General features: G+C 72.0%; 15 protein-coding genes. 7 read left to right on the top strand and 8 right to left on the bottom strand.

Features of this window, described 5'->3' with window-relative positions:
* Window positions 1–4 precede the first annotated feature (4 nt).
* The 4 genes from purD to ACQPYA_RS00765 all read left to right on the top strand — a co-directional run bounded on the left by purD (window position 5) and on the right by ACQPYA_RS00765 (window position 9,163).
* Window positions 5–1,255, top strand: a complete 1,251-nt coding sequence (gene purD / locus ACQPYA_RS00780; protein WP_433530714.1) for a phosphoribosylamine--glycine ligase — start codon at window positions 5–7, stop codon at window positions 1,253–1,255.
* A gap of 119 nt (window positions 1,256–1,374) precedes the next feature.
* Window positions 1,375–2,007, top strand: a complete 633-nt coding sequence (locus ACQPYA_RS00775) for a hypothetical protein (RefSeq protein ID WP_433530713.1) — start codon at window positions 1,375–1,377, stop codon at window positions 2,005–2,007.
* A 165-nt stretch (window positions 2,008–2,172) separates the two neighbouring features.
* Window positions 2,173–4,194: a flotillin family protein gene (locus ACQPYA_RS00770; protein WP_433530712.1), complete on the top strand. Its 2,022-nt coding sequence runs from the start codon at window positions 2,173–2,175 to the stop codon at window positions 4,192–4,194.
* On the top strand, window positions 4,187–9,163 hold the full coding sequence (locus ACQPYA_RS00765; protein WP_433530711.1) for a DNA repair ATPase: 4,977 nt from the start codon (window positions 4,187–4,189) through the stop codon (window positions 9,161–9,163). The genes ACQPYA_RS00770 and ACQPYA_RS00765 overlap by 8 nt, the downstream gene beginning before the upstream one ends.
* A 35-nt stretch (window positions 9,164–9,198) precedes the next feature.
* Here ACQPYA_RS00765 and ACQPYA_RS00760 read toward each other — a convergent pair whose 3' ends face one another.
* From ACQPYA_RS00760 to ACQPYA_RS00750, 3 genes are all read right to left on the bottom strand, one after another.
* Window positions 9,199–10,761, bottom strand: a complete 1,563-nt coding sequence (locus ACQPYA_RS00760) for an AMP-binding protein (protein WP_433530710.1) — start codon at window positions 10,759–10,761, stop codon at window positions 9,199–9,201.
* Between the two features lie 61 nt (window positions 10,762–10,822).
* Complete coding sequence (locus tag ACQPYA_RS00755; RefSeq protein WP_433530709.1) at window positions 10,823–12,037, bottom strand: acyl-CoA dehydrogenase family protein; 1,215 nt, start codon at window positions 12,035–12,037, stop codon at window positions 10,823–10,825.
* 1 nt (window position 12,038) lies between these two features.
* On the bottom strand, window positions 12,039–12,491 hold the full coding sequence (locus ACQPYA_RS00750; protein ID WP_433530708.1) for an SCP2 sterol-binding domain-containing protein: 453 nt from the start codon (window positions 12,489–12,491) through the stop codon (window positions 12,039–12,041).
* Window positions 12,492–12,556: 65 nt separating this feature from the next.
* Here ACQPYA_RS00750 and ACQPYA_RS00745 point away from each other — a divergent pair, with 65 nt between their 5' ends.
* Entirely contained in the window at window positions 12,557–13,195 is a 639-nt protein-coding gene (locus tag ACQPYA_RS00745) for a TetR/AcrR family transcriptional regulator (RefSeq protein ID WP_433530707.1), read from the top strand.
* A gap of 80 nt (window positions 13,196–13,275) precedes the next feature.
* On the opposite strand, the gene ACQPYA_RS00740 is transcribed toward ACQPYA_RS00745, so the two are convergent.
* The 3 genes from ACQPYA_RS00740 to ACQPYA_RS00730 are packed head-to-tail and all read right to left on the bottom strand — an operon-like array spanning window position 13,276 to window position 16,306.
* Window positions 13,276–13,890 (bottom strand): DedA family protein, encoded by a 615-nt coding sequence (locus ACQPYA_RS00740; protein ID WP_433530706.1) that lies wholly within the window; start codon window positions 13,888–13,890, stop codon window positions 13,276–13,278.
* 56 nt (window positions 13,891–13,946) lie between these two features.
* Window positions 13,947–14,933 carry a MaoC/PaaZ C-terminal domain-containing protein gene (locus ACQPYA_RS00735; protein ID WP_433530705.1) on the bottom strand — a complete coding sequence of 329 codons (987 nt, stop codon included), beginning with the start codon at window positions 14,931–14,933 and terminating at the stop codon, window positions 13,947–13,949.
* Window positions 14,933–16,306, bottom strand: a complete 1,374-nt coding sequence (locus tag ACQPYA_RS00730) for a 3-oxoacyl-ACP reductase (RefSeq protein ID WP_433530704.1) — start codon at window positions 16,304–16,306, stop codon at window positions 14,933–14,935. The genes ACQPYA_RS00735 and ACQPYA_RS00730 overlap by 1 nt, the downstream gene beginning before the upstream one ends.
* A gap of 54 nt (window positions 16,307–16,360) precedes the next feature.
* Between ACQPYA_RS00730 and ACQPYA_RS00725 the strand changes: the two genes are divergently transcribed.
* Together ACQPYA_RS00725 and purB are read left to right on the top strand one after the other, a co-directional pair.
* The gene (locus ACQPYA_RS00725; protein ID WP_433530703.1) at window positions 16,361–17,653 is read left to right on the top strand and encodes an acetyl-CoA C-acetyltransferase; all 1,293 of its coding nucleotides are present in this window, start codon (window positions 16,361–16,363) and stop codon (window positions 17,651–17,653) included.
* Between the two features lie 64 nt (window positions 17,654–17,717).
* Window positions 17,718–19,142 carry an adenylosuccinate lyase gene (purB, locus tag ACQPYA_RS00720; protein ID WP_433530702.1) on the top strand — a complete coding sequence of 475 codons (1,425 nt, stop codon included), beginning with the start codon at window positions 17,718–17,720 and terminating at the stop codon, window positions 19,140–19,142.
* Between the two features lie 33 nt (window positions 19,143–19,175).
* Here the strand turns inward: purB and ACQPYA_RS00715 are convergent, their stop codons facing one another.
* Both ACQPYA_RS00715 and ACQPYA_RS00710 read right to left on the bottom strand, forming a co-directional pair.
* Entirely contained in the window at window positions 19,176–19,742 is a 567-nt protein-coding gene (locus tag ACQPYA_RS00715; RefSeq protein WP_433530701.1) for a YbjQ family protein, read from the bottom strand.
* Between the two features lie 23 nt (window positions 19,743–19,765).
* Window positions 19,766–20,446, bottom strand: coding sequence for a S1 family peptidase (locus ACQPYA_RS00710; RefSeq protein WP_433530700.1), 681 nt, complete (start codon window positions 20,444–20,446; stop codon window positions 19,766–19,768).
* Window positions 20,447–20,567 lie beyond the last annotated feature (121 nt).

The raw sequence follows: 20,567 nt of genomic DNA, 5'->3' as shown, positions 1-20,567 counted from the left end.
GGTCGTGCGGGTTTTGTTGTTGGGCGGTGGGGGGCGGGAGCATGCGCTCGCGCTGCGCCTCACTGAGGACGCGTCCGTTTCTGAGTTGATCTGCGCGCCGGGGAATCCGGGGATTGCCGGGATCGCGCAACAGCGGCAGGTGGACATCGTCGACCCGAGCGCCGTCGCCGGGCTCGCGGTCGAGGTGGCGGCGGACCTGGTGGTGATCGGGCCGGAGGCGCCGCTGGTGGCCGGGGTCGCCGACGCGGTCCGGGCCAAGGGCATCGCCGTCTTCGGACCGAGCGCTGAGGCGGCCCGGCTGGAGGGCTCGAAGACGTTCGCCAAGGACGTGATGACCGCCGCTGCCGTACCCACCGCCCGTGCCTACACCTGCACCGACGAGGCCGGCACCGCGCAGGCGCTCGACGAGTTCGGCCCGCCGTACGTGGTGAAGAACGACGGACTGGCCGCCGGCAAGGGCGTCGTGGTCACCGACGAGCGGGCAGCGGCGCTGGCACACGCGCGAGAGTGCGGTCGGGTGGTGGTCGAGGAGTACCTTGCCGGCCCCGAGGTGTCGCTGTTCGTGGTGACCGACGGGGAGGCGGCGGTGCCGCTGCTGCCGGCGCAGGACTTCAAGCGGGTCGGCGACGGCGACACCGGCCCGAACACCGGCGGCATGGGGGCGTACGCTCCGCTGCCCTGGGCCCCGGCCGGCCTGGTCGACGAGGTCATGCGCGACGTGGTGCACCCGACCCTGGCCGAGATGCGTCGCCGCGGCACGCCCTTCGCCGGCCTGCTCTACGTCGGGCTGGCGATCACCGCCGCCGGCCCCCGGGTGATCGAGTTCAACGCCCGTTTCGGCGACCCGGAGACCCAGGTGGTGCTCGCCCTGCTGGAGACGCCACTGGCCGGGCTGCTGCACGCCGCCGCCACCGGCACGCTGGCCGAACACCCGCCGCTGCGCTGGCACCCCGGCGCGGCGGTGACCGTGGTGCTCGCCGCGGAGGGATACCCGGCGAAGCCGCGTACCGGCGATGTGATCACCGGCGCGGACCGGCCGGGCGTCATCCACGCCGGCACCACCCGCCGGGCCGCCGACGGCGCCTTGCTCTCCGCTGGCGGCCGGGTCCTCTGCGGTACGGCCACCGGCCCCGACCTGGCCGCCGCCCGCGACGCCGCCTACGAGCTGGTACGCGGCATCACGCTGGCCGGCTCGCACCACCGCTCCGACATCGCCGCCGCCGCGATCGACGGCCGGATCGCCCTGCCCGACTGATCCCGGCCGGTCAGGCCAGCGGGGATCAGCCGATCGGGCCGGGTGGGCATTGACACCTCGTGTCACGATCATCGTGCCGGTGGCTGGCACGTGCCGCCGGGTACGGGGAGGAGGACGCGGTGACCGGTTTTCTCGGCGCGGCGCTCAGTTTTCCCACCGTCTTGTTCAGCTTCCTGCTGGTGGTCGTCGTCGGCTACTGGCTGCTGGTGTTGACCGGGGTGCTGGATCTCGGCGACGACCTGGACGTCGACGGCGTGCCGGGCACCTTCCTGGCCGGTCTCGGTCTCGGTGGTGTGCCCAGTGCGGTCATCTTCTCGCTGCTCGTCGCGGTCGCCTGGTTCGTCAGCCTCGCCGGTACCGCCCTGCTCGACGGCCTGGGTTTCGGTTCCGGCACCCGGATCCTGGTCTCGATCGGCGTGCTGCTGGCCGCCGCGGCCTGCGCGTGGGTGGTGACCCGGCTGGTCGCGGTGCCGTTGAGCCGGCTCTTCCCGACCGAGACGGACGCCACCCGGCACGCCTTCGTCGGCCGGCTCTGCGTCGTGCGCACCGGCACGGTCACCGCCGACTTCGGTCAGGCCGAGGTGACCGCGGCCGACGGCTCGTCGGCGGTGGTGCAGATCCGGCAGCCGGGCGAGGAGAAGATGTCCGCCGGCAGCTCCGCCCTGATCTACGACTACGACACCGAGGGCGAGTTCTTCTGGGTGATGCCCGCCGGGCCCGCCTTCGACCCTCTGAGACATAGCCCCGAGTAACCGCCCCAGGTGAGCCCGCCGCGCGCGGTTCACCCCGACACCACCGGGCCAGCCGGATCACCCCCATCTCCGGCCCGCCCCACGCTGCCCCTGAGACGCCCCGAAAGGAGGATGCGCGGCGTCCCGCCGGTAGTTCGCCGGCCGCGGTCGCCCGCGCGCCCAGCCATGGATGTCATCACCACCGGAATCGGTGTACTCCTCGCCGTCGTCCTGCTCATCGCGCTCGGCGTGGTGTTCATGGTCAGCCGGCTGTTCCGCAAGGTCGAGCAGGGCAAGGCGCTGATCGTCTCCAAGATCCGGCGGGTCGACGTGACCTTCACCGGCGCGGTCGTGCTGCCCGTGCTGCACAAGGCCGAGATCATGGACATCTCGGTCAAGACGATCGACATCGAACGGACCGGCAACGAGGGCCTGATCTGCCGGGACAACATCCGGGCCGACATCCGGATCACCTTCTTCGTCCGGGTCAACAAGACCACCGAGGACGTCATCAAGGTGGCGCAGGCGATCGGCACCGCGCGGGCCAGCGACCGGGAGACGTTGCAGGAGCTGTTCAACGCGAAGTTCTCCGAGGCGCTGAAGACGGTCGGCAAGCAACTCGACTTCGTCGACCTCTACACCAAGCGCGACGAGTTCCGCGACCAGATCATCCGGGTCATCGGCACCGACCTCAACGGATACAGCCTGGAGGACGCGGCGATCGACTTCCTGGAGCAGACGCCGATGGCGCAGCTCGACCCGAAGAACATCCTCGACGCCCAGGGCATCCGGAAGATCACCGAGCTGACCACGCAGGAGAACGTCCGGACCAACGAGTTCCGGCGCAGCGAGGAGAAGGAGATCACCCGCCAGAACGTGGACGCCAAGGAGGCGATCCTGGAACTGGAGCGCCGGCAGGCGGACGCCGAGGCGAAGCAGCGCCGCGAGATCGAGACCGTGCGGGCCCGCGAGGAGGCCGAGGTCACCCGGGTACGCGCCGAGGAGCGGCTGCGGGCCGAGACCGCAAACATCCGTACCGACGAGCAGTTGGGCGTCCAGCACGAGAACCGGGCGCGGGAGATCGCGGTCGCGGAGAAGAACCGCGAGCGGGTCATCGCCATCGAGACCGAGCGGATCGAGAAGGACCGCCTGCTGGAGGTGATCGGCCGGGAGCGGGAGACCGAGCTGAGCACGATCGCCAAGGACAAGGAGGTCGAGGCGGAGAAGCGGGCCATCGCCGAGGTGATCCGGGAGCGGATCGCGGTGGAGAAGACCGTGGCCGAGCAGGAGGAGAACATCAAGCGGCTGCGGGTGGTCGAGGAGGCCGAGCGGACCCGCCAGGCGCTGGTCATCCAGGCCGAGGCCGAGGCGCAGGAGAACCTGGTCAAGGACATCAAGGCGGCGGAGGCCGCCGAGGCGGCGGCCAAGCACAAGGCCCGCGAGGAACTGGTGCTGGCCGAGGCCCGGCAGCAGGCCGCCGAGCTGGACACCCGGGCGAAGATCCGGCTGGCCGAGGGGATCCAGGCCGAGAGCGCGGCGGCCGGTCTGGCCGAGGTGCAGGTGCAGGAGCGCAGCGCCGAGGCGATCGAGAAGGTCGGTCGCGCCGAGGTCGCCGTGGAGCGGGACAAGGCGCTGGCCGCCGCCGAGGCGGTGCGCGAGAAGCTGAAGGGCGAGGCCGAGGGTCTCACCGAGAAGGCCGCCGCGATGGCCGCGCTGGACGACGCGACCCGGGAGCACGAGGAGTACCGGCTGCGCCTGGAACTGGAGAAGGAGGTCCGGCTGGCCGGGCTGGACGCCCAGCGGCAGGTCGCCGAGGCCCAGGCCAAACTGGTCTCCACCGGCCTGGAGAAGGCGAACATCGACATCGTCGGCGGGGACAGCGTCTTCTTCGACCGGCTGCTCAGCTCGATCTCGTTCGGCAAGAGCGTGGACGGCTTCGTGGCCCACTCGGACGTGGCGAAGAACCTCGCCCAGCCGTGGCTGGACGGCAGCGCCAGCTTCACCGACGACCTGGCCCGGATGGTCGGCTCGCTGGACAGCGGCGACGTGCAGAACCTCACCCTGTCGGCGTTCCTGGTGCAGCAGATGCGGTCCGGCGGCGCCGACCAGGGCAAGCTCCAGGAGCTGCTGAAGGCCGCGCAGCGCCTGGGTGTGGCGGAGACCCCGGTCGCCGCCCTCACCGCGCCGCGGCAGCGTGCCGGTGAGTGAGCCGACCGACGGCAGCTACGAGGTGCTGCGCCGACGGCTCGACGGGCAGGCCGTCGAGCTGTCCCGGCGGGCGGAGGCGCTCAACTCCCGCCGGCTGGAGGTCTTCGGCGGCACCGAGCTGCGGTTGCTGAGCACCGAGCGGATCCGTACCGAGCACAACTGCGTACCCCGGGACATCGTCTCGGTCGGCGGGCTGATGCTCTTCGGCTACAACGTCTTCATCGGCCTCAAGCCGGAGACGACCATCGACGACGTCTTCTCGCTGCACCGGTTCACCCGGCAGGGCGGCGCGGACGCGGACGGCGCGGAGGTCTTCCGGTTCGACGAGGCCGGCCCGGACGAGCTGCCCGGCCTGCTGCGCCATTCGCAGTTCGTCCGCGACTTCGGCGAGCTGTACCGCTACTACCGGCAGGCCAAGCTGCTGCAACTGCGCCGGGTCGACGGCCGGCTGCTGGCGGTGTTCCAGACCGGGCCGCGTACCGAGGACATCCGGGTGCTGCGCTGGCAGGTCGGCATCGACGGGGTGCCCGAGTACCTGGACAGCCGGGGTGAGCGGGATCACGTCTTCCCGCCGACCCACGACTTCGAGTGGATCGAGACCACCCGCGAGGACCACATCCTCGGCCGGCATCCGCACATCTCCATCGACGGTGAGGTCTTCGTGGAGACGGTCGGCGGCACGCTGACCGTCAAAGTGGAGAACAACACCGAAATCGGCGAGGGCATCTACAGCGAGCCGGTGGACGAACCGCTACAGAGCCTCGCCGACGCCGACGTGCACTGGGCCCGGGTGGGGCCGCTGATCCTGCTGCGGCTGCGGCCGTACAAGGAGACGCAGTGGCGGCACCTGGTCTTCAACACGCTCACCCGTGAGGTGGTCCGGCTCGACGGCATCGGCATCGCCTGCCAGCGGCTGCCGGAGGACCACGGCATCATCTTCCCGGGCGGCTACCACCTGTCCACCGGCGTCACCCGCACCTTCGACACCGAGGTCTCCGACCTGGAGTTCGAGCGGGTGGTGCGCTCCCCCAACGGCGAGGATGTGCTCTACGTCTTCCACGCCCGCGCCGAGGGGCGCTCCCTGCTGCTGCCGTACAACGCGATCCGCAAGGAGGTGGCCGCGCCGATCCCGTGCCACGGGTTCTCGCTCTTCGACGACGGCACGTTGGTGGTGTTCCGGGCGGTCTCCGAGGAGCCGACCCGGGTCCACCCGATGCAGATCTGGCAGACGCCGTACGTCTCGGACGCGTACGCGGCGGCGCAGCCGGCCGGGACCGGGCCGCTGGAGCGGGTCGGGAACGCGGACCTGGTACGTGGCATCTCGGACTGCCTCTCGGCGGCCCGGATGGTCGACGGCACCACCACCGCCGAGGTGTACGAGGCACTGATCGCCGCGTGTGCCCGGATCACCGACCACTACCACTGGCTCGGCGAGGACGAACTCGGTGACCTGGCCACACCGCTGGCCGGACTGCGCCGCACCGCCACCGCCGTGCTGGAGGAGCACGAGAAGGTCCGTACCCTCACCGAGCAGGCCCGCACCGAACTCGACGCCAGCGCCGAGCAGATCGTCTCGCTGGCCCGGCGGGCCCGGGGCGAGGCGCCGTTGACCGCCGACGACTGGGTCGCCCAGCTCGGCGGCCTGCGTCGGGCACGCGGGCACCTGGAGACGCTGCGCGAGCTGCGGTACGTCGACCACGCCCGGATCGACGAGTTGGCCGCCCGGCTGGACGAGGAGCTGTCGGTGGCCGGCCGGCGGGCGGTCGAGTTCCTCCGGCGGGACGAGGCGTTCACCGGCTACCAGCAGGAGGTGGAGCGGCTCGCCGGTAGGGCCGCCGCGATCGGCACGGTGGCCGAGGCCGGCAAGGTCCGCGACGAACTGGCCGCCCGCACCGACGGCCTGCAGACCATCACCGACGTGGTGGGCGGGCTGGACATCGCCGACGCGACGGTGCGTACCGGCATCCTGGGCCGGGTCGGCGAGGTGCTCGGCGCGGTCAACCGGGCCCGCGCGGTGCTCGACAAGCGGCGCCGGGAGCTGGCCGCCGCCGAGGGACGGGCCGGCTTCGCCGCCGAGTTCGCCCTACTCGGGCAGGCGGTGACCGGTGCGCTGGCGGCGGCGGACACCGCCGAGCGCTGCGACGAGCAGCTTGGCCGGCTGCTGCTTCGGGTGGAGGAGCTGGAGTCCCGGTTCGGCGAGTTCGACGACTTCCTGGCCGAGCTGGCCACCCGGCGTACCGACATCTACGAGGCATTCTCGGCGCGCAAGCAGGCGTTGCTGGACGAGCGGTCACGCCGGGCCGACCGGCTGGTCGCCTCGGCCGACCGGATCCTGGTCAGCGTGCAGCGGCGGGCCGGCACGCTCGGCTCGCTGGACGAGATCAACACGTATTTCGCGGCCGATCCGATGGTGGGCAAGCTGCGCGCGGTGGTCGAGGAGCTGCGTACCCTCGGCGACGCGGTGCGGGCCGAGGAGCTGGACGGCCGGGTCCGCGCGGCCCGCCAGGAGTCCGGGCGCGGCCTGCGCGACCGCCTCGACCTGTACGCCGACGGCGGCGAGACGATCCGGCTGGGCCGGCACCGCTTCGCGGTAAACACCCAGCCGATCGACGTGGCGGTGGTGCCGGCCGAGGGCCGGATGGTGGTGGCGGTGACCGGCACCGACTACCGCGCCCCGGTCCGGGACGAGGAGTTCCAGCAGACCCGGCGGTTCTGGGATCAGCTGCTGGTCTCCGAGTCGACCCAGGTGTACCGGGCGGAGTACCTGGCCACCGCGATCCTGGCCACCGGCGAGGCGGGCCGCGACGGGCTCACCCTGGACGCGCTGCACACGGCGGCGGTGGACGCCGACGAGCTGCGGGAGCTGGTCCGGCGGGTCGCCGAGACCCGCTACGACGAGGGGTACGAGCGCGGCGTGCACGACCACGACGCCGCCGAGATCCTCCGCGTGCTGCTGCGCCTGCACGCCGGCGCGGGCCTGCTCCGCTACCCGCCGGCCGACCGGGCCGCCGCCCAGCTCTACTGGCGGTTCGGCACCGACGAGCCGACCCGGTCGGCCTGGACGGCTCGGGCCGCCTCGCTGGCCCGGGCCCGGCAGCGGTTCGGTCGCCCCGACGGCGAGGACGCGGCCGACCGGCTCTGCGCCCAGCTGGCCGGGGCGGTCGACGGCTTCCTGCGCGGCGCCGGGCTGCCGGTGCCGGCGGCCGGGACCGGCCTGGCCGGCGAATACCTTTTCGAGGAGCTTTCCGCTCCGCCGGCGCGGTTCGTCACCGGCGGCGGGGCGCGGGCCCTGCTGGACCGGTTCCGCCGGGCGCTCGGCGGCCCGCAGTCGCGCTCGTCCCGGGAGTTCGACGACGACCTGCGCGCGCTCGGCGACGACCTGGCCGGCCGGCACCAGCTGGTCGAGGCGTGGCTGGCCGCCTTCCTCGCCACCGACTCCCTGACCACCAGCGATGGGACGCTGTCCGGGTACGACCTGCCGGAGGCGGTGGCCGTCGAGCTGTGCGGCCCCGAGTTGCCCCGACAGGACAGCGCCGCGACCATGACGGAGGCCGTCGGCGGGCTGCTCGGCGCCCACCCGCGCATCGACGGCTCCGCGCTCGGCGTCCGGCTGGACGAGACGCTGGCCCGCACCCGGTCGTTCCGTACCGAGCTGGTTCCGGCGTACCGCGACTACCAGCGGCAGCGCAACGCGCTGGTGGAGACCGAGCGGGAGCGGCTGCGGCTGGAGGAATACCGGCCGAAGGTGATGAACGCCTTCGTCCGCAACCGGCTGCTGGACGAGGTGTACCTGCCGCTGATCGGCGACAACCTGGCCCGGCAGCTCGGCGCGACCGGCGACGGCAAGCGGGTCGACCAGTCCGGCCTGCTGCTGCTGATCTCACCACCTGGCTACGGCAAGACCACCCTGATGGAGTACGTGGCCAGCCGGCTCGGCCTGGTCTTCGTCAAGGTGAACGGGCCGGCCCTGGGCTCGAAGGTGACCTCGCTGGACCCGGCGGAGGCACCCGACGCCACCGCCCGGCAGGAGGTGGAGAAGATCTCCTTTGCCCTGGAGCTCGGCAACAACGTGCTGCTCTACCTGGACGACATCCAGCACACCAACCCGGAGCTGTTGCAGAAGTTCATCTCGCTCTGCGACGGGCAGCGCCGGATGGAGGGCATCTGGGAGGGCCGCACCCGCACCTACGACCTGCGCGGCAAGCGGTTCGCGGTGTGCATGGCCGGCAACCCGTACACCGAGTCGGGGAAGCGGTTCCGGATCCCGGACATGCTCGCCAACCGGGCCGACGTGTGGAATCTCGGCGACGTGCTCTCCGGCCGGGAGGAGGTCTTCGCGCTCAGCTACATCGAGAACGCGCTCACCGCCAACGCGGTGCTTGCGCCGCTCTCCGGGCGGGACCGCGCCGACCTTGAGCTGCTGGTCCGGATGGCACGCGGCGACGACTCGGTCCGGGCCGACCAGCTTTCCCACCCGTACCCGCCGGTGGAGTTGGAGCAGATCGTCTCGGTGCTGCGCAAGCTGCTGCGGGTGCAGCAGGTGGTGCTCGCCAACAACCAGGCTTACATCGCCTCGGCGGGGCAGTCCGACGACGCCCGCACCGAGCCCCCGTTCCAGCTCCAGGGGTCGTACCGGAACATGAACAAGCTGGCCGAGCGGATCGTCCCGGTGCTCACCGACGACGAACTGGAAGCGGTGATCGACGACCACTACCTGGGCGAGGCGCAGACCCTCGCCGCAGGCGCCGAGGCGAACCTGCTCAAACTCGCCGAGCTGCGCGGCCGGCTCACCCCCGAGCAGGCCCGCCGCTGGGCCGAGGTGAAGGACGCCTTCCGACGCTCGCGGGCGCTCGGCGGCACCGGCGACGACCCGGTGGACCGCGCGGTCGGGGCATTGGGCCTGCTCGCCGACCGGATCGGCGGGGTGCAGGCCGCGATCGACCGAGCCAGCACCGACCCGGGTCGGTGATCGCGGCAGGCAACGGGTCTGAGCGTCAGCAGCGGTCAGGCGTAGTAGCGGCGTAGTTCGCGGGTGAGCACCTTGCCGGTGGCGTTGCGCGGCAGGTACCTGACGAAGACCACGTCGCGGGGCACGGAGAACCGGGCCAGGTAGTGCCGGACGTACTCGCGGACCGCCTCGGCGTCCAACGTCTCGCCGGGGCGCAGAGCGAGGAACGCGGCGAGCCGCTGGCCGTACTCGGGGTCGGATACGCCGATCACGGCGGCCTCGCGTACCTGGGGGAGTTGGGCGAGCAGCTGCTCGACCTCGGAGGGGAAGACGTTCTCCCCGCCGGAGACGATCATGTCGTCGGCCCGGCCGTCGACGAAGAGCAGGCCGTCCGCGTTGACCCGGCCCAGGTCGCCGGTGTCCAGCAGGCCGTCGTGGCGTTCCCGGTCGGCACCCGAGGTGTAGCCCTCGAAGAGCATCTCGTTGCCGACGAAGATCCGGCCGACCCGGCCGCCGGGCACCGGCTCGCCGGCGTCGTCGAGGATCGCCAGCCGGGTGCCGCGTGGCGGCCGGCCGCTGGTGGTGGGGGCCAGGCGCAGGTCGGCGGGGGTGGCGATGGAGGCCCAGGACGCCTCGGTCGAGCCGTACAGGTTGTAGAGCACGTCGCCGTAGCTGTCCATGAAGGCCGGCGGAAGACCGCCGGGCAGCGCGGAACCGCTCACCGCCACCACCTTCAGCGGCGGCCGGGGCTCTGGTGCCGGCACCTCCATCAGCCGTTGCAGCATCACCGGCACCGCAAAGAGCGCCTGGCAGCGGTGCTGCACCAGGGCGTCGAGGGTGGCGGCCGGATCGAAGCGCCGGTGCAGCACGATGGTGGCCCGCAGCGCGAAGCAGACCTGTAGGGCCGCGTACCCCCAGGTGTGGAAGATCGGCGCGGCGATCATGACGTGGTCCCGGACGTGCAGCGGGATCCGGTCGATGATGGACACCAGCGGGCCGAAGCCGTCCGGGGTGGGCCGTCGGGCACCCTTCGGCGCGCCGGTGGTGCCCGAGGTGAGCACGATGATCCGGCCGTCCCGCTCGGGCGGGCGCAGTTCGCCGGGAAGGGCGGCGGTGACCAGGTCCTCCCGGGCCTGCTCGTCGAGGCGATGCAGGTCGGCCGGCAGCCCCAGGGTGCGTTCGGTGAACTCGTCGTCGTGCACCAGGACCCGCAGCCGCTGTTCCTCCGTCACGGTGGCCAGCTGTGCCGGGGAAAGCCCGGTGTTGACCAGCACGGCGTCCGCGCCGAGCAGGGTGGCGGCGACGATGGTCTCGACCAGGCCCGGGTGGTTGCGGCAGAGCACGGCGACCCGATCGCCCGGCTGGACGCCCAGGCCCGCACGGAGGGCGCGGGCGAGTCGCATGGAGCGCTCCAGGAGTTCCTGGTACGTCAGCTCGGCGCCCCGTTCGTCGACGACGGCGATCCGTCCCGGGTCCCGGGCCGCCGCCTGGCGCAGTTCGCCGGCCAGGCTCCAGCCCCATTTCCGTAGCGCGTTGAGCTGGGCGGCGACGCGGATCGGGCGGCCCGGGGTGAGCAGGCCACGGCGGGTCAGCGTGGCGACGACGAACGGCAGGTCCATACCCCGCATGCCTCCCTCACCGGTGCGGGCCGGGCGGTCACCGGGGCGACCGCCCGGGCGATCAGCGAATCTGCATGCCGGAGATGGCGCGGGAGATGACCAGGCGTTGGATCTCCGAGGTGCCCTCGAAGATGGTGTAGATCTTGGCGTCCCGGTACCAGCGTTCTACCGGGTGGTCGCGCAGGAAACCGGCCCCGCCGAGCAACTGGACGGCCCGCTCGGTGACCGACACGGCCACCTCGCCGGCCTTGAGCTTGGACATCGAGCCCTCGCCCGCGGTGAACGGCCGGTTGTTGCGACCCATCCAGGAGGCCCGCCAGACCAGCAGCCGGGCGGCGTCGATCTCCATCTTCATGTCGGCCAGCGCGAAGGCGACCGCCTGGTTGGTGATGATCGGCCGGCCGAACTGGACCCGCTCCTTCGCATACTCCAGGGCGTACTCGTAGGCGGCCCGGGCCACGCCGAGCGCCTGCGCGCCGACGGTGGGCCGGGACAGCTCGAAGGTACGCATCGCGGCCTGTCCGGAGGCGCGCTGCCCGGACCGGGCCCGGGCCAGCCGCTCCTCCAGCGCCTCCTTGCCGCCGAGCAGGCACCGCCCCGGCACCCGCACGTCGTCGAGGAAGACATCCGCCGTGTGCGACGCGCGTAGGCCCAGCTTGCGCAGCTTGCGGGTGGCGCTGAGCCCCGCCGTGCCCGGTGGTACGACGAACGCCGCCTGTCCCCGGGAGCCCAGTTCCGGCTCGATCGAGGCGGTGACCACGTGCACCCCGGCGATCCCGCCGTTGGTGGCGTACGCCTTCTGGCCGCGCAGCACCCACTCGTCGGCCGCCTCGTCGTAGGTGGCCCGGGTGCGCATCGCGGCGACGTCCGAGCCGGCCTCCGGCTCCGAGGAGCAGAACGCGGCGACGGCCGGGGCGTCGACGTCGCCGAAGCACTGCGGCACCCACTCGACGAGCTGGTCGGGAGTGCCGGTGCCGTAGATGGCGGCGACCGCGAGGGAGGTGCCGAAGATGCTCAGGCCGATGCCGGCGTCACCCCAGAACAGCTCCTCGCTGGCGATCGGCAGCGACAGACCGGTGGGGTCGGCCCAGCAGGTGGCGAGGAACTCGAAGCCGTACAGGCCGACCTTTGCCGCCTCCTGGATGACCGGCCACGGGGTTTCCTCGCGGGCGTCCCACTCGGCCGCGGCCGGGCGTACGACCTCGCTGGCGAAGCCGTGCACCCAGTCGCGTAGATCCCGCTGTTCCTCGTTCAGGTCGAGCGAGAACTCGACCATCTCAGGCCTTGGGGATGTCGAAGAGGTTGGCGATGTTGGCGGCCAGGCCCAGGTCGCCCTTTGCCTTGAGCTTGCCGGTCATGAACATCATGACCGGGTTGGCGCCGCCGGAGACGACCTTGAGGAACTCGACCGGGCCCAGGGTCAGGCTCAGGCGGGGGTCGTGCTGCGGGGTCTCGTTCATCGTGCAGGCGCCGTCGGCGATGACCACCTCGTAGGTGTCGGTGCCGCCATCCGGGGCGCCGGTGATGTTCCAGTGGATCACCGCGTTGGTGGAGCCGGCCCGGTCGGCGCGGAACAGCTCCGGCATCCGCCCGAAGACCTCGCCCAGGATCTTGCCGCGCAGGTCGCCCGACATCACCTCGGCGAGCTTGCTCTCCGGGGTGGACTTGACGAGCTGGGCGAACTCCTTCGGGCCGACGTTGGCGAAGTTGGCCGGGTCGAAGTCAGTCATGGAAGCACCTCTCGGACAATGGTTACTCCGGCGTAACCTTACGCATGAGTAGGTATGCTCGCAAGGTGTCCACCACGCCCGCCTTCAAGCGCCTCCCTCGGGCCGTGCGCGAGCAGCAGATGCTCGACGCCGCCGTGCGCGTCTTCTCCCGCCACGGCTATCACGGCGCCAGCATGGACGAGATCGCCGAGAAGGCCGGCATCTCCAAACCCATGGTGTACGCGTACCTGGGCACCAAGGAGGAGCTCTTCGTCGCCTGCCTGCACCGCGAGGGCACCCGGATGATGGAGGCCATTGCCGGGGCAGCCGCCCCCGACCTGCCGGCCGACGAGCGGCTCTGGCGCGGGCTGCGGGCCTTCTTCGGCTTCGTCGGGGCGCACCGGGACGGCTGGGCGGTGCTCTACCGGCAGGCCCGGGGAGAGCCGCCGTTTGCCGGCGAGCTGACCGTGATGCGGGCCCGACTGGTCGAGGTGGTCGCCGGCATGCTCGACCACGCGTTGCGCGCCGAGGGGCGCGAGGCGGCCGAAACCGAGCTGGAGGTGGTCGCGTACGCCCTGGTCGGCGCGACCGAGTCGCTGGCCGACTGGTTGGCCGACCGCCCGGAGGCCGACCCGGAAAAGACCGCGACCCGGATGATGAACGCCGCCTGGCTAGGCGCCGGCCAACTCCTCCGCGGCGTCACCTGGCACCCACCCTCGGAGTAAGGAAGGGCCCCCTATTAACGCCTCGTGTAGAGGAGGGGCCCCCTCTTAACACCCGCCCCGCGTACAGTGCGCCGTCCAGATCAGCGGCGCGCGGCCCGGCGGCGGGCACGGTGCCGGAGCCAACGCACCAGCTCCACCAGCAGCGTGACGACGAGCGCGAGGCCCAGCCCGGTCAGGATCCCGCGCAGCGGGTCAGTCTCGAAGGCCAGCCCACCGAAGGTGCCGAGCAGCACGCAGTACAGCGCCCACGAGCCGGCGCCGAGCAGGTCGAAGAAGAGAAACGACCGCAGTGGGTAGCAGATCGCGCCCATGGTCAGGGTGACCGCGGTCCGCCCACCGGGGACGTAGCGCGCGGCGGCGAGGATCATGCCACCGCGCCGGTCCACCGCCCGCCGGGCCCACTCCGAGCCGGCCCGGCGCCGGCTGTCCACCGGAAAGCGGGCCAGGCGTTGCGCCCCGCCGCGCCGCCCGATCGCGTACGAGAGATGGTCCCCGGCGAGCGCGCCGAGCAGGGCCGCCACGATCACCAGCAGCAGGTTCGGCTCGCCTCCCCGGGCGAGGACGGTCACCGTGATGATCGCCGCCTCGGCCGGCACCATCGGCAGGATCGCGTCGATCGTGGTCAGCCCGAACAGCAGCAGGTACACCCACGGCGAGCTGAGCGACTGCCGAACCAGGTCGAGCAGGTCCTCCATGGCTCCATGCTCGGGGCAGCGACTGTTAAGAGGGGGCCCTTCCTCTACACCAGGCGTTAATAGGGGGCCCTTCCTTTCACCTGGCCTAGGAGGTGGGGGTGGGGGGAGTGCAGGGCGAACGTCCAGCCGGTGGGGGTTGGGGCGGCGCTGAAGGCGACCGTGCTGGGCAGCGGGACCGGGAGCTTGAACGAGACGTCGACCGTGTACGCCTCGGGCAGCCGGTTTTCCAGCGCGGCTAGGCACCGGGCCTTGCTCCACATGCCGTGCGCGATCGGCCGGGGGAAGCCGAGCAGTCGCGCGCCCAGCCGCGAGGTGTGGATCGGGTTGTGGTCGCCGGAGACCCGCGCGTAGTCCGTACCCACTCGGGGTGTCACCCGCCAGCGGGCGGTGGCGGCCGGGGGCACGGGCCGCTCGCCCCGGTCGCGCCGCTCACCGCCGTCTGGCGTGCGCTGCCGGCCGAGGTACGTCGACACACCGCGCCAGACCTCCTCCCCGTCGACCGACCCGACCAGTACGACGTCGACCTGCCGTCCCCGGTCGTGCGGGCGGAGGTTCTCCGCCCAGGTGGTGAAGTCCAGCCGGTCGGTGACGCTGACCGGCCGGTGCACGGTGATCCGGTTGCCGATGTGCACCACCCCGGTCAGCGGGATCGGAAACTCCGGCGCGGTGATCAGCCGCAGCGTCAGCGGGAAGCCCATGACGTGCGGGAAGGTCGCCGGCAGCCGGTCGGCGAGCCGGAACCCGCAGACCCGGTCGTAGTCGGCCAGCCGCTCCGGATCGACGGTGACGCCGCTGACGGCCAGCTCGACGGCGGACACCTCGTCGCGGCGCCGGCCGCCCAGCCCGGGCACCGCGCCGAGCAGTGCCCGCCGGTACAGCGGCCCGGCCGCCGGCATCCCCGACAGCTCCACCCGGGCCCGAGTCGCCGGTGCCGAGATCGCGGCGGCCAGGATCTCCGGCGTCAGGGTCTCCGTCGGTCCGTCGATCAGCTCGCCGACCGACAGGTCGTCGACCGGTTCATCCCGGCGCCTGCGCCTGGCCATCAGGCCCCCAACAGGCTCTGGCCGCAGACGCGGACCACGTTTCCGCTGGCCGCGCCGGACGCGGGCCAGGCCAGCCAGCCGATCGTCTCGGCGACGTCCACCGGCAGCCCGCCCTGGGAGAGGCTGTTCATCCGGCGGCCGGCCTCGCGTAGCACCAGCGGGATCCGGGCGGTCAGCCGGGTCTCGATGAACCCGGGCGCGACGGCGTTGACGCTGATCCCACGTTCGCGCAGCGCCGGGGCGAGCGAGTCGACCAGCCCGATCACACCGGCCTTGCTGGTGGCGTAGTTGGTCTGGCCCCGGTTGCCGGCGATCCCGGCGATCGAGGAGACGCCGATGATCCGCCCACCGGCCGGGATCAGCCCGCGTTCCAGGAGCAGGTCGTTGATCCGCTCCTGGCTGGCGAGGTTGACGTCGATGACCTGGTCCCACCGGTCGGCGTCCATCCGGCCGAGGGTCCTGTCCCGGGTGATGCCGGCGTTGTGCACCACCACGTCCACCCGGCCGTGACGGCCGGCCAGGTGATCGGCGAGCCGGGCCGGCGCGTCGGCGACGGTCAGGTCGAGCTGCACGGCGCTGCCGCCGATCTCGTTGGCGACGCCGGCCAGCTCGTCGCCGGCCGCCGGGACGTCGAGCGCCACCACGGTCGCGCCGTCGCGGGCCAGCACCCGGGCCAGCGCCGCGCCGATGCCGCGGGCCGCGCCGGTGACCAGCACGACCTGCCCGTCCAGTGGGCGATCCCAGTCGACCGGCGCGCTCGCCTGGCCGGCGCCGACCCGGATCACCTGTCCCGAGACGTACGCGGAACGGCCCGACAGCAGGAATCGCAGGGTCGCCTCCAGGCTGGTCCAGGTGCCCGGGTCGGCGTCGCGCGTGACGTACACCAGTTGCGCGGTGGTGCCCCGACCGAACTCCTTGGCGATGCTGCGGGTAAGCCCCTCCAGGGCCCGTTGGGCGGTCGCCTCGCGCGGGGTGGCGCATTCGGCGGGTGGGGTGCCCAGCACGATCACCCGGCCGCTGGGCTGCACCGCCCGGGCCTGCGGATGAAAGAAGTCGTAGAGCTGGCGCAGCCCGGTCGAGTCGGTGATGCCGGTGGCGTCGTAGACCAGGGCGGCGCTGGCCGGCGTACGGCCGGTCGCCGGATCGGGGACGGCGGTGGCCGGGTCGCGCAGGGCGAGCCCGGCGGAGGCCAGGATCTTGCCAACCGGTTCGGCGAGGCGGCCACCGGTGGCGGCACCCAGCAGGACCAGCCCGGGGAGGATCGGCTCGCCGGGGACGTGCCGGCGCAGTCGCGGCGGATCGGGCAGCCCGAGGCGCTTGACCAGCGCCCGACCGGCGCCCGACTGGACGAAGCTCGCGTACCTGTCGGTCATGGGCGTAGCCTACTGGCGAGTAAGGTGCGGGCAACACTCCTGAGGAGGCGGATCATGCAGAACGTTCGACGGGTCGCGGTGATCGGCGGCAACCGGATCCCCTTCGCCCGCTCCAACTCCCGGTACGCCAGCGCCTCCAACTCGGACCTGCTCGGCGCCGCCCTGGACGGCCTGATCGCCCGGTTCGGCCTGGCCGGGCAGCAGGTCGGCGAGGTGGTCGCCGGCGCGGTGCTGAAGCACTCGAAGGACTTCAACCTCACCCGTGAGGTGGTGCTCGGCTCCAAGCTCGACCCGCGCACCCCCGCGTACGACATCCAGTTGGCCTGTGGCACCGGCCTGGAAGCGACGATCCTGGTCGCCAACAAGATCGCCCTCGGGCAGCTCGACGTCGGCATCGCCGGTGGCGTCGACACCACCTCGGACGCCCCGCTCGCCGTCAACGAGGAGCTGCGTCGCACCCTGCTCAAGCTCAACTCCGCCCGCACCCTCGGCGAGCGACTGCGGATCGCGGCGAAACTGCGCCCGGCCCAGCCGTTCAAGCCGGAGATCCCGCGCAACGCCGAGCCCCGCACCGGGCTCTCCATGGGCGAGCACGCCGCCCAGACCGCGCTGCGCTGGAACATCGACCGGCAGGCGCAGGACGAACTGGCGCTGCGTTCGCACCAGCGGCTCGCCAGCGCGTACGACAAGGGGTTCTTCGACGACCTCATGACCCCCTACCTGGGTCTGACCCGCGACCAGAATCTCCGCCCGGAGAGCACGCTGGAGAAGCTCGGCGCGCTCAAGCCGGTCTTCGGGGCCAGGGGCCCGGACGCCGAGCGGGCCACCATGACCGCCGGCAACTCCTCGCCGCTCACCGACGGCGCCTCCACGGTGCTGCTGGCCAGCGAAGAGTGGGCGGCCGAGCACCACCTGCCGGTGCTGGCCTGGTTCTCCTGGTCGGAGACGGCCGCGGTGGACTTCGTGCACGGCGACGAGGGTCTGCTGATGGCCCCCACGTACGCGGCGCCCCGGCTGCTCGCCCGAGCCGGGCTCACCCTCCAGGACTTCGACTACTACGAGATCCACGAGGCGTTCGCCTCCCAGGTGCTGGCCACCCTGGCCGCCTGGGAGTCGAAGGAGTTCTGCGCCGAGCGGCTGGGCCTGGACGCCCCGCTTGGCGCGATCGACACCGACAAGCTCAACGTGAACGGCTCCTCGCTGGCCGCCGGCCACCCGTTCGCCGCGACCGGCGGCCGGATCGTGGCGACCCTGGCCAAGCTGCTCGCCGAGAGGGGCAGCGGACGCGGGCTCATCTCCATCTGCGCCGCCGGCGGCCAGGGCGTGACCGCGATCCTGGAACGCTGACCCGCTGGGCGTCCAAGCTGCACCCGGTCGGGGAGGTGGGCAGCGGTACGGCGAGAATGGCGGGGTGACGACGATCCCGAACGTGCTCGCCAACCGGTACGCCTCGCCCGAACTGGTCGCCCTCTGGTCGCCGGAGGAGAAGGTCCGGCTGGAGCGGCGGCTCTGGCTCGCCGTGCTCCGGGCTCAGCGGGACCTCGGCGTGCCGGTGCCCGACGGGGTGGTCGAGGCGTACGAGCGGGTGCTCGACGATGTTGATCTTGCCTCGATCGCGGAGCGGGAGCGGGTGACCCGGCACGACGTGAAGGCGCGGATCGAGGAGTTCAGCGCGCTCGCCGGGCACGAGCACGTGCACAAGGGGATGACCTCCCGGGACCTCACCGAGAACGTCGAGCAGCTCCAGGTGCGCCGGTCGCTGGAACTGATCCGGGACCGGGTGGTGGCGACGCTGGCCCGGCTGGCCTGGCACGCCCACGAGTACGCGGACGTGGTGATGGCCGGCCGGTCGCACAACGTGGCGGCGCAGGCGACCACGCTGGGCAAGCGCTTCGCGTCGGCCGCCGAGGAGCTGATCATCGCGTACGAGCGGCTGGAGGACCTGATCGCCTGGTACCCGCTGCGGGGGATCAAGGGTCCGGTGGGTACCGCCGCCGACCAACTGGACCTCTTCGACTCCGACGCCGGGAAGGTGGCCGAGCTGGAGCGGCGGGTCGCCGAGCACCTCGGCTTCAACCGGGTGCTGGACAGCGTCGGCCAGGTTTACCCGCGCTCGATCGACCTGGCCGTGATCTCCGCGCTGGCGCAGGTGGCCGCGGCACCGTCGTCGCTGGCCACGACGATCCGGCTGATGGTCGGTCAGGAGTTGGCCACCGAGGGCTTCAAGCCGGGCCAGGTCGGTTCCAGCGCCATGCCACACAAGATGAACACCCGCTCCTCGGAGCGGGTGAACGGCTTTGCGGTGATCATCCGCGGGTACCTGTCGATGGTCGGCGAGCTGGCCGGCGACCAGTGGAACGAGGGGGACGTCTCCTGCTCGGTGGTCCGCCGGGTCGCCCTGCCGGATGCCTTCTTCGCCGCCGACGGGCTGTTCCAGACCTTCCTCACCGTGCTGGACGAGTTCGGCGCGTACCCGGCGGTGATCAACCGGGAGCTGGAGCGCTTCCTCCCGTTCCTGGCCACCACCAAGATCCTGGTCGCCGCGGTGCGCCGGGGCGTCGGCCGCGAGACCGCCCACGAGGCGATCAAGGAACACGCCGTCGCCGTGGCCCTGGCCATGCGGGAGCAGGGCACCCCCGAGAACGACCTCCTCGACCGCCTCGCCGCCGACCCCCGCCTCGCGCTGACCCGCCCCGAGATCGACGCCCTGGTCGCCGACCGGGCCGCCTTCGTGGGCGCCGCCCCCGCCCAGATCAATGCGGTAACCGCCCGGATCACCAAGATCGTCCAGACCCACCCCCACGCCGCCACCTACGCCCCACCCCCCATCCTCTGACCTGCCGATCCCGTTGACGGCAAAGTGGTGGGGTCAGGCGTCACGGGTGGGAGTTTCGGCGGCGGTGGAGAGGTTGGGGGCGCTGGCGGGTTCGGCGATGCCGCCGAGTTCCTCGGCGAAGGCGGGGTCCTGGGCGGTTTCCGCGGCGACCAGGGGTTGGTCGGGGGGCATGACGTCGGGGACCTTGGGCACCACGATCACGGCGGTGCCGTACGCGCAGATCTCCATCCACATCTCGCCGCAGTCGCGGCTGTCGAACCGCATCCCCACCACGGCGTTCGCGCCGAGTCGCTGGGCCTCCTCGCCGAGCCGGGCCACCGAGTCGGTACGCCAGCGGGTGAGGTTGTCCGGCGCCATCGGGTCGTACGCGCCACCGCGGAGGTTCTTCACGCCCTCGCGGTACGGGTTGCGGGTCCTGGCCATCGAGGAGACCACTTCGCCGAGGATCTGGCGGATCTCGTAGCCGGGAAGTTGATCCGTCGTCACGACCAGCACGTTTCCGATGCTGGCAGGCGCGGCTGCGGCTCGATGTGAGCCGTGTTCAGCTGATCGGATGCTGAAAAACAGCGCGGCGCGGACGGCGGGCGCGTACCCCGCCATCCGCGCCGCCAGGGCGCTAACCGTCAGACACCGGCCACCGAGGTGATCCAGGCCCGGTTGAACGCGACACTGCCGTAGTTCTGGATGGTCACGCCGTCGGCGGTGGAAGCCACGCCGACCTGGAGGCCGTTGTAGAACTGCGGGCCGCCCGAGTCGCCCCGCCAGGCGTTGCCGTTGATCCGCGAGCTCCGGATCGCCTGCCCGCCGTACGCGTCGCTGGCGCTGTTGCTGGTCACCTGCACCGACGCGGTCTTGAGCTGGGGCGACGCCGAGCAGCCGCTGTAGCAGGTCATGCCCCAGCCGTAGATCGAGTTGGTCGAGCCGACCGGCGGGTTGCTGCTGGCCAGGCTGACGTAGCTGGTGCTCACCGAGCTGGAGAGCCGCATCAGGGCCAGGTCGTAGCGGCTGTAGGAGGCGCTGACGGTGCGGGTGACGCCGCCGGAGGCGTAGTAGACGCTGCCCACCCGGACGGACATCGTGCCGCTGACGCAGTGCCGGGCGGTGAGCACCCACTGGGGTGCGATGATCGTGCCGGAGCAGGTGAACGAGCCGTTGCTGAAGACCGCAGCGGCCCATGGCGCGGAGGAGACGGTGCCGCCGCCGATGATGTACGGGCTGACGGGCGCGGCGACGGCGCCCGAACTGGCGCCGAGCACGCCGGCCAGGGCTGTGGCGAAGACCGCGATCAGGGATCGGATGCGCACGGTAGGGCTCCTTCGGGGTTTTTGGGACCCGGGTGTGCCGGGTCGACCTGCGGTGGCGGGTGGGGGTGACCCGTCACCGCGACGCCATTAAATCGACGTCTGACGATGTACCGTAGGGCCC

Source organism: Micromonospora sp. CA-263727, from assembly GCF_050942455.1.
In the GTDB taxonomy this organism is placed as follows: domain Bacteria; phylum Actinomycetota; class Actinomycetes; order Mycobacteriales; family Micromonosporaceae; genus Micromonospora.
Note: the sequence above shows the minus strand (reverse complement) of the source record. Positions and strands in the feature narration are given on the sequence as shown.

Coding starts and splice junctions, on each gene's coding strand:
- ACQPYA_RS00770 (WP_433530712.1), top strand. CDS start 2,173: ATGGATGTCATCACCACCGGAATCGGTGTACTCCTCGCCGTCGTCCTG.
- ACQPYA_RS00760 (WP_433530710.1), bottom strand. CDS start 10,761: ATGGACCTGCCGTTCGTCGTCGCCACGCTGACCCGCCGTGGCCTGCTC.
- ACQPYA_RS00755 (WP_433530709.1), bottom strand. CDS start 12,037: ATGGTCGAGTTCTCGCTCGACCTGAACGAGGAACAGCGGGATCTACGC.
- ACQPYA_RS00750 (WP_433530708.1), bottom strand. CDS start 12,491: ATGACTGACTTCGACCCGGCCAACTTCGCCAACGTCGGCCCGAAGGAG.
- ACQPYA_RS00740 (WP_433530706.1), bottom strand. CDS start 13,890: ATGGAGGACCTGCTCGACCTGGTTCGGCAGTCGCTCAGCTCGCCGTGG.
- ACQPYA_RS00735 (WP_433530705.1), bottom strand. CDS start 14,933: ATGGCCAGGCGCAGGCGCCGGGATGAACCGGTCGACGACCTGTCGGTC.
- ACQPYA_RS00730 (WP_433530704.1), bottom strand. CDS start 16,306: ATGACCGACAGGTACGCGAGCTTCGTCCAGTCGGGCGCCGGTCGGGCG.
- ACQPYA_RS00725 (WP_433530703.1), top strand. CDS start 16,361: ATGCAGAACGTTCGACGGGTCGCGGTGATCGGCGGCAACCGGATCCCC.
- ACQPYA_RS00715 (WP_433530701.1), bottom strand. CDS start 19,742: ATGGCGGGGTACGCGCCCGCCGTCCGCGCCGCGCTGTTTTTCAGCATC.